Source organism: Actinomadura darangshiensis (assembly GCF_004349235.1).
Taxonomy (GTDB): domain Bacteria; phylum Actinomycetota; class Actinomycetes; order Streptosporangiales; family Streptosporangiaceae; genus Spirillospora; species Spirillospora darangshiensis.
In genome coordinates this window covers 1-6,579 of sequence record NZ_SMKY01000403.1, presented here as the reverse complement: position 1 = coordinate 6,579, position 6,579 = coordinate 1, and the positions used below count along the sequence as shown (strand labels likewise).

Here is a 6,579-nt window from a genome sequence, read left to right as displayed (position 1 = left end):
GCGCTGGCGGGGGCGGTCAGGACGGCGGCGGAGAGCGCACAGGCGGCGGTGAGAGCGAGGAGACCGATGGGTCCCTGGCGAATTCTGGGGAGCATGCCCACGAGGGTGAATCGCGGCTTTTGGTCCTGCAAGGGTTGATCATCACCAAATGGACCGTCCCGTTTTCGGCGGAATCGGACGGCGCCCCCTGGTCGGGCCGCGAGCGCACCCGCACGGGCCCCGCACGGACCCGGGCATGAATCGACCCCCGCGCCTCCCGCGCGGGGGTCAGATAGGCGTGCGGTTCAGCCGCTCTTGCGGCGGAACTGCCGCTGGTGATCGGCGCGGTCGTGGGTGCCGCGCACCTTCGAGCCGCTCCTGCCGCCCGCGCCGGCGTTCTTGGCCGCCGCTCCGCGCTTGCGCTCCAGGGCCTCCCGGAACCTGCGCTTCACGTCGTCCTCGCCGTCAGCGGGTTCTGCTGCCGAGTCGGCCATGCGGACCTCCAGCTCTCGTACGGTGCACACCTAGCGTCACATACCCCGCGCGGACCGCGGACCCGTGCACGCCCAGGAGATCATCGTGGGAGATTCCAGCATAATCGGCTCAACGGCAAACGATCTCTCCTAGGGTTTGTGCACGTGGAGCCACAGACCGATCACTCCCCCGCCCACCCGCCGCTGGAGGCGCTCGCCGTCCAGCCGCTGCTGAACCGCGACTACGAGACCCGGCCCGCGGTGTTCTACGAGCGGCTGCGCGCGGAGTACGGCCCGGTCGCCCCGGTGGACGTCCTCGGGGTGCCCGCCTGGCTCGTCATCGGCTACCCGCAGACGCTCGACATCCTGCGCGACGCGCGCGGGATCTGGAGCCGGCGGGTCGGCAACTGGCGCGCCTACCGGGACGGCGCGGTGCCCGCGGACTGGCCGATGCTGCCGGTGGTCGAATCCGACAACTGCGGGTTCCGCGACGGCGCCGACTCCACCCGGCTCCGCAGCGCGTGGAGCGAGGGCCTGCGGCCGTTCCAGGACCGGACGCGGCCGGAGGCCAAGGCCCTCGAACAGGCCGTCCGGCGGTACGCCGACGAGCTGATCACGGTGCTGTCGGAGCACGGCGGCCGGTCCGGCTGGGCCGACCTGTCGGCGCAGTACGCCCGGCCGCTGCCGCTGATGGTCATCGGGCGGCTGCTCGGCTCCGGCGCCGACAGCGGCGACGAGCTGATCATCGACCTGTGGCGGGTGATGGACGCCGGCCCGGAGGCGCGCGAAGCGTCCGACCGGCTGCTCGCCCGGGTCGCGGAGCTGTGCGCGGCGCGGACGGCGGCGCCCGGCGCCGACCTGCCGTCCTACATGCTGGCCGCGGTGCCGGACCTGACCGCCGCGGAGCTGGCCGGCGAGATGGCCATGATGTGCGGGCTCGTCGGCGACGTGACCGGGACGCTGATCTGCAACACCATCACCGAGGTGCTCATCGGCGAGACCGGCGCCCGCGACAGCCTGTCCGCCGGGCTGATCCAGGAGGCGATCAACCGGGCGACGGCCGCCAACCCGCCGATGGCCAACCTGGCGTTCCGCTGGGCCAAGGCCGACGTGCGGGTCGGCCGGTTCCAGATCGCGGCCGGCGACCCGGTCATGGTGTCGCCCGCCGCCGCGCACCTGGACCCGGCGTTCACCTCGGCCGGCGCGCCCGACTCGATCTACAGCTCCCGCGCGCATCTGGCCTGGAGCGCGGGGCCGCACGCCTGCCTCGGCCGCGACCTCGCCACCGTCATCACCACGATCGCGGTGGAGCGGCTGTTCGACCGCTTCGCGGCGCTGCGGCTCTCGCTGCCCGCCGACCAGCTGCCGTGGCGCTCGTCCCCGCTGATGCGGGGCCTGCGGTCGCTGCCGGTCACCTACGAGCTGGCGGCGGACCCGCCGGCGCCGCAGCCCGCACCCGCCGAGGCCGGGGAGGCACCCGAGCAGGACCCGGAGGGCGACGGCGGGCAGGACTCGCTGGTCCGGCGCGTCCTGCGGATGATGCGCATCGCCCAGCCCTGAGCGGGCGCCGGTCCCGACCGGTCAGGCGCCGATGCCGTCCAGCTCGGCGGTCCACACGCCGTCCATGACCTCGGTGAGGGTGAGGCGCAGCCGCAGCCGGGAGCGGCCCTCCTGCGCCGTCCAGAGCGGGAACTCGACACGGAACACGCGCTCTTCGGCGGACACCTGCTCGACGCCCGTCAAGGTGAGCTCGCCGAAGGCGTCCTCCGGCGGGCTGATCAGGTCGCACCCGTATCCGGTGATCGCGTCGGCCATGCCGGACGCGCTGAGCCGGCGTCCCTCGGTCAGCGTCTCAAGGTCCTCGTACTCGCCCCGGACGAGCAGCGCGACCACGAGCCGGACGGCGTTCACGCCCTCCTCAGGCAGCATGCGCCACACCGTACCGCGCCCGGCCCGCAAGATCGCCCGCATGTTTGGACACGCCCGCCCGGGAACGCTCTGACGCGTAGGCGCGCAGGGAGGACGAACGATGCCGGACAAGAGCGACAAGCACGGCCCGAAGCTGGACGAGGAGATCGGCCGCGAGACGCGGGGCATGGTCAGCGGCGGTCATCCCACGCACGCCGAGGAGTTCAAGGAGACCGAGCCCTTCTCCGACGACTACCCCGCGGACCCGACGGCGCCCGCGGCCGACGAGCGCGAGGGCTCCCCGCCCGGGATGAGCGCGCAGGACGTCGAGAGCCGCAGCGCGCTGGCGCGGATGCTGACCGGCGTCCGGTACCCGGCCCGGCCGAACGAGCTGGTCAGGCACGCCGCCGAGGACGGCGCGCCGGACGAGGCGGTCGATCGGCTGCGGACTCTGCCGAAGCGCGAGTACGAGAACGTCGCGGACGTCGCCGAAGAACTCGGCTTCGGCAGGGAAGAGCGGCGCTACTGAGCCCCTTCCGGGGGCGCGGGGGGTCGTCCCCCCGCCACGAGACTGACGGGTCACCGGCCGAGCGCGCGTTCGCGGAGCAGCGGGATCTGGCCGCCGGCGGCGACCAGGTCCCGCTGCCGTGCCGAGAGCCGGTGCCGTGCCTGATACGTCTCGTCCTTGGTGGTGTTGCGGACGTCGATCCCCTTCCCGGCCTTCAATGCGTCCCGGACGTTCTCGACGCGCAGCACGTCGCCCTGCTCGATCCGGTCGTAATCGCCCTCGTCGGCGAACTCGAGGGGCAGGATCCCGAAGTTGACGAGGTTCTGCCAGTGGATGCGGGCGTATCCGCGGGCGAGCACCAGCCGGAGCCCGAGGTGGCGCGGCGCGATCGCGGCGTGCTCGCGGGACGACCCCTGCCCGTAGTTGCGGCCGCCGACGACGGCGTGCTGCCCGGCCTCCCGCGCGCGCTCCGGATAGCCCTCGTCCAGCCGGATGAACGCGAAGTCGGCGAGCTTGGCGATGTCGCTCCGGTACGGCAGCGCCTGGGCGCCCGCCATGAGGATCTCGTCGGTGGACACGTCGTCGCCGACCTTGATGACGACGGGCACCTCGATGGCGTCCGGGAGCGGGTCCAGTTCGGGCAGGGCGCCGATGCTGGGCGCCTTCTCCAGCTCGACGCGGCGCGCCTCGTCCTCGGGCGGCGGGCCTTCGAGCATCTCCCGGTTGACGCTGGACGTCTCGGGCAGCCGGACGGCGGGCGGGTCCATGCCGAGGTCGCGCGGGTCGGTGATCCGCCCGGTGAGGACGGCGGCCGCGGCGGTCTCGGGCGAGCAGAGCCAGACCCGGTCGTCCTTGGTGCCGGACCGCCCGGGGAAGTTGCGCGGGAACGTCCGCAGGCTGTTGCGGCCGATCGCGGGCGCCTGCCCCATGCCGATGCAGCCGAGGCAGCCCGCCTGGTGGATGCGGGCGCCCGCCTGGATCAGGTCCGCGGTCGCGCCCATCCGGGTGAGGTCGACGAGGATCTGCCGGGACGTCGGGTTGACGTCCAGCGAGACTCCCGGAGGCACCTGGCGGCCCTTCACGATCGCCGCGACGGACGCGAAGTCGCGCAGCCCCGGGTTCGCCGACGACCCGACGACGACCTGGTGGACGTCCTCCCCCGCGACCTCCCGCACCGGCACCACGTCGCCGGGCGAGCTGGGACGGGCGATCAGCGGCTCCAGCGCCGACAGGTCGATCTCCTCGGTGACGTCGTAGGACGCGTCCGCGTCGGCGACGAGTTCGGTGAAGTCGTCCGCGCGTCCCTCCGCGCGCAGGAACTCAAGGACCCGCTCGTCGGACGGGAACACCGTCGTGGTCGCGCCCAGTTCGGCGCCCATGTTGGCGATGACGTGCCGGTCCATCGCCGTCAGCGACGCCAGCCCCGGGCCGTGGTACTCGATGATCCGGTTGACTCCGCCGCGGACCCCGTGCCTGCGGAGCATCTCCAGGATCACGTCCTTGGCGCTCAGCCACGGCGGCAGCACGCCCGTCAGCCGGACGCCCCAGATCTCCGGCATCGTGATGTGCAGCGGCTCCCCGGCCATCGCCATCGCGACCTCCAGCCCGCCGACGCCGATGGCGAGCATGCCGAGCGATCCGGCCGCGCACGTGTGGGAGTCGGAGCCGACCATCGTGGCGCCGGGCACGCCGAACCGCTGCATGTGCGTCGGATGGGACACGCCGTTCCCGGCCTTGGAGAACCAGAGCCCGTACCGGCGGCACGCGGACCGCAGGAAGATGTGGTCGGCCATGTTCCGCTCGTCGGCCTGCAGCAGGTTGTGGTCGACGTACTGGACGGACACGTCCGTCTTGACCCGGTCCAGGTCGAGGGCCTCCAGCTCCAGCATCACCATCGTGCCGGTCGCGTCCTGGGTGAGCGTCTGGTCGACGTGGATCCCGATCTCGGTGCCGGGCGTCATCTCGCCGCTCGCCAGGTGCGAGGCGATCAGCTTACGGGCGACGTTCCGGCCCCCCGTGCCTTCGGTCATGTCAGTTCCTCCCCTCCCGGGGGCCGTCCTCCCCGGGCACGGTCTCGATGGGCTGCGGTTCGTGGACGGGCCGGTCGGCGGGCCGCCCGCACCACTGGTTCAGCGCGTCCCGGATCGCGGCGGCCCGCCGGTCGGGCGCGGTCTCGTCGGTGGCCCACGCGATGTAGCCGTCGGGGCGGACCAGCGCGGTCGTGCGGGTCGCCCGGCCCGCGAGGACGCAGTGCACCCGGCCGGCCCACCGCTTGGCCGCCAGGTAGGTGACCGCCGGGTCGTTCACCGCGACGACCAGGACGAACAGCCCGTCGCCGAGCAGCTCGTACAACCGCCCCGGGCTGCCGGCCAGCGGGACGTCCGGCGCCCGTCTCCCGGTCAGGCGATGGGACCCGCGCGGCGCCGGGTAGGCGATGTCGATGCCGGAGACGGCGCCCGCCAAACGCCGCGCGACCGGCCGGGCATGCGTGGCCGCCCACGCCGCCGCGCTCCGCGCCGCCCGCAGCCAGCGCGGCTCGGCCAGGGCGAACCGCAGCAGCGCGCCGCTCCCCCGCAGCACGAGCCGCCCGACCGGATGCCGCTCCTCGTGGTAGCTGTCGAGCAGCCACGACGGCGCCCATCCGCGCAGCTCGGCGGCCAGTTTCCAGCCGAGGTTCGCCGCGTCCTGCATCCCCGTGTTCATGCCCTGGCCGCCCGCCGGCGAGTGGACGTGCGCGGCGTCCCCGGCGAGGAACACCCGTCCCACCCGGTACTTCGGGACCTGCCGCTCGTCGCTGTGGAACCGGGACGTCCAGCGCGGGTCCCGCATGCCGTGGTCGGTGCCGAGGGCGCGGCGGGCCACCTCGCGCAGCTCGTCCATGTCGACGGGCTCGGAGTCGGGCGCCTGGTGGCGCCGGTTCCAGGCGATCACCCGGTACCAGCCATCGCCGAACGGGGCGAGGAACGCGAACGCGTCGCCGACGGCGCCCACGGTCAGGACGCCGGCGGGCGCCTCGTCCAGCCGGACGTCGGCGAGCATCACCGACCGCACCGCCGCGTGGCCGGGGAACGGCAGGCCGAGCGCCTTCCGGACGGTGCTGCGCACCCCGTCGGCGCCGACGACGTAGGACGCGCGGCGGGTCAGCGTGCCGCCGCCGCTCGTCCGCACCTCGACGTCCACACCCGTCACGTCCTGGCGGAGGCCGGTGACCTCGGCACCGTGCACGATCTCCGCGCCCGCGGCCACGGCCCGTTCCTTCAGCACCCGTTCCGTCTCGTACTGCGGCGTGACCAGCACGTAGGGGAACCGGCCCGGGAGCCGCGACAGGTCGAGGGCCGCGGAGCCGAGCAGCTGCAGCCCGCCGAGCCGCTCGCCGGCGGCGATCAGGCCGGCCGCGACGCCGCGCGCGTCCAGCATCTCCAGGCTGCGGGCGTGCACGGCGAACGCCCGCGTCAGGTTGCTCGTCTCCTCCGGGCGGCGCTCCAGCACCGTGCAGCCGATCCCGGCCGCGGCGAGATCACCCGCCAGCAGCAGCCCCGTCGGTCCGGCCCCCACGATCAGCACGTTCCCGGCGGGCCTCCCGGTGGGCGGCATCGCGCTCCCCTCTCACTCGGCGGCGGGCGGCCTCGCCCGCGCAGGGAACACTTCCCAGGAACCGCCCGGCATCACCTGGCCGCGAGCCCCGGTGCGGCCGGGCTCTCAGCCCTGGAC

General features: G+C 74.0%; 6 protein-coding genes. 2 read left to right on the top strand and 4 right to left on the bottom strand.

Features of this window, described 5'->3' with window-relative positions; translation table 11 throughout:
• Positions 1-284 precede the first annotated feature (284 nt).
• On the bottom strand, positions 285-473 hold the full coding sequence (locus tag E1293_RS42865; RefSeq protein ID WP_132205229.1) for a DUF5302 domain-containing protein: 189 nt from the start codon (positions 471-473) through the stop codon (positions 285-287).
• 144 nt (positions 474-617) lie between these two features.
• Here E1293_RS42865 and E1293_RS42860 point away from each other — a divergent pair, with 144 nt between their 5' ends.
• Positions 618-2,012, top strand: a complete 1,395-nt coding sequence (locus E1293_RS42860) for a cytochrome P450 (protein ID WP_207939441.1) — start codon at positions 618-620, stop codon at positions 2,010-2,012.
• Between the two features lie 21 nt (positions 2,013-2,033).
• On the opposite strand, the gene E1293_RS42855 is transcribed toward E1293_RS42860, so the two are convergent.
• Entirely contained in the window at positions 2,034-2,381 is a 348-nt protein-coding gene (locus tag E1293_RS42855) for a DUF7668 domain-containing protein (RefSeq protein WP_132205225.1), read from the bottom strand.
• A 100-nt stretch (positions 2,382-2,481) separates the two neighbouring features.
• Between E1293_RS42855 and E1293_RS42850 the strand changes: the two genes are divergently transcribed.
• The gene (locus E1293_RS42850) at positions 2,482-2,889 is read left to right on the top strand and encodes a DUF2795 domain-containing protein (RefSeq protein WP_132205223.1); all 408 of its coding nucleotides are present in this window, start codon (positions 2,482-2,484) and stop codon (positions 2,887-2,889) included.
• 50 nt (positions 2,890-2,939) lie between these two features.
• Here the strand turns inward: E1293_RS42850 and E1293_RS42845 are convergent, their stop codons facing one another.
• Positions 2,940-4,898 carry an aconitate hydratase gene (locus E1293_RS42845; RefSeq protein ID WP_132205221.1) on the bottom strand — a complete coding sequence of 653 codons (1,959 nt, stop codon included), beginning with the start codon at positions 4,896-4,898 and terminating at the stop codon, positions 2,940-2,942.
• 1 nt (position 4,899) lies between these two features.
• The gene (locus tag E1293_RS42840) at positions 4,900-6,462 is read right to left on the bottom strand and encodes an FAD-dependent monooxygenase (protein WP_132205219.1); all 1,563 of its coding nucleotides are present in this window, start codon (positions 6,460-6,462) and stop codon (positions 4,900-4,902) included.
• Positions 6,463-6,579: the final 117 nt, after the last annotated feature.

Excerpts from the sequence above, each read along its gene's own strand:
- E1293_RS42855 (WP_132205225.1), bottom strand. The coding sequence starts at position 2,381 with ATGCTGCCTGAGGAGGGCGTGAACGCCGTCCGGCTCGTGGTCGCGCTG.
- E1293_RS42865 (WP_132205229.1), bottom strand. The coding sequence starts at position 473 with ATGGCCGACTCGGCAGCAGAACCCGCTGACGGCGAGGACGACGTGAAG.
- E1293_RS42850 (WP_132205223.1), top strand. The coding sequence starts at position 2,482 with ATGCCGGACAAGAGCGACAAGCACGGCCCGAAGCTGGACGAGGAGATC.
- E1293_RS42845 (WP_132205221.1), bottom strand. The coding sequence starts at position 4,898 with ATGACCGAAGGCACGGGGGGCCGGAACGTCGCCCGTAAGCTGATCGCC.
- E1293_RS42840 (WP_132205219.1), bottom strand. The coding sequence starts at position 6,462 with ATGCCGCCCACCGGGAGGCCCGCCGGGAACGTGCTGATCGTGGGGGCC.